1 protein-coding gene is annotated in these 1,540 nt (G+C 58.6%); it reads right to left on the bottom strand.

Annotated features, from left to right (window positions below; genetic code table 11):
- Positions 1-1,540, bottom strand: a 1,540-nt coding sequence (locus G482_RS16795) for a VCBS domain-containing protein (RefSeq protein ID WP_034618552.1), incomplete at both ends; no start/stop codon positions are given.

Genomic DNA, 1,540 nt, shown 5'->3' on the forward strand with positions numbered 1-1,540 from the left:
AGTTGATTAGCGGCGTTCAGGTTCTGGTCTTCAGTGACTTGGCCTATGTCGCTACCTGCGATAACAGCGCCATCATTCCGCCCGTTGATGGTGATCGTGATGCTTTGCGCGGTGCCGTCGGCACTGTGCACCGTCAGGGTGTCGGTGAGGGTTTCACCGGTTTTAAGGGCCTGAAGCACGCTGTTGCTCTGGTCGAGGTTGTAGGTCCAGGCACCGGTGGCATCCAGACTGAATACACCATAGTGGGCTGCCGTATTGGTTTGCGCCGTAAAGTGCGCTTGGCCATCGTCGAGGTCAGCGACGGTGAGCTGGCCGGTGACGGCCTGTGTGCTGTCTTCCGTAACTGCACCGGTGTGCACACCACCAATCACGGCGCTGTCGTTCGTACCGGTAACGGTGATGGTGAGGTTTTGCGTGCTGGTCGCGCCCGCACTGTCGGTCACCGTGATTGGGATGATCACATCCTGCGCCTGCCCCGCCGCCAGATGCTGGTAGCTGGCATGGCTTGGGTAAAAGCTATAGCTGCCGTCGGCGTTCAGCGTGAAGCCATCGACCGCATTGGCGAGACTGAAGGTCTGCGTATCGCCGGCATCGACGTCGGTGGCGACCATATGCCCCGTGAGCTGCGTGCCATCTTCGGTAACGGCTTGCGTTTGCGCTTGTAGTACAGGGGCATCGTTCATCCCCTGAATCGCGACCGTCAGAGTATGCGTGCTGCCATCCGCACTGGTCACGACCAAGGTATCAATCAAGCGCGGATCGCCCGGCTTCAGACTCTGGATTGCGCTCTGGCTATTATCAGCCTCATAGTGCCATTGCCCATCGGCCGTGATGCTGAAATGGCCATACCCACCGGAGCCGACAACATTCGTCTGGGCAATAAAGTGGGCTTCACCCACATCGGGATCAGCGATCGACAACGTACCATCGACTGCCAGCAGATTGCCCGCTTGGACTCGGACATCTTCTAGCAACTCTTTGAAATCATGCCCCGTAATCACTGCCGCATCGTTGGTGCCCGTCACCGTGATGGTGAGGCTTTGCGTGCTGGTCGCCCCCGCACTGTCGGTCACCGTGATCGGGATGATCACATCCTGCGTCTGCCCCGCCGCTAGATGCTGGTAGCTGGCGTGGCTTGAGTCAAAGCTATAGCTGCCGTCAGCGTTCAGCGTGAAGCCATCGACCGCGTTGGCGAGGCTGAAGGTTTGCGTATCAGCGGCATCGACGTCGGTGGCGACCATGTGCCCCGTGAGCAGCGTGCCATCTTCGGTAACGGCTTGCGTTTGCGCATTGAGTACTGGAGCGTCATTGCTGCCGGCGATCGTAACGGTAATGGTATGTGTCGTACCATCGGCACTGCTGACGGTGATGCTATCGGTGAGCGTGGCACCCGTTTTGAGTTGCTGGATCGCTACCTGATTGTTATCGGCGGTATACGTCCACAGCCCATGCTCATCAATAGCAAAGACGCCATAGGTGGCGGGGGTATTCGCTTGGGCAATAAAGTGATCTTGCCCTGCATCGGGGTCGGTGACGGTCA

Origin of the sequence: Chitinibacter tainanensis DSM 15459, from assembly GCF_000429785.1 — a bacterium.
Taxonomy (GTDB): domain Bacteria; phylum Pseudomonadota; class Gammaproteobacteria; order Burkholderiales; family Chitinibacteraceae; genus Chitinibacter; species Chitinibacter tainanensis.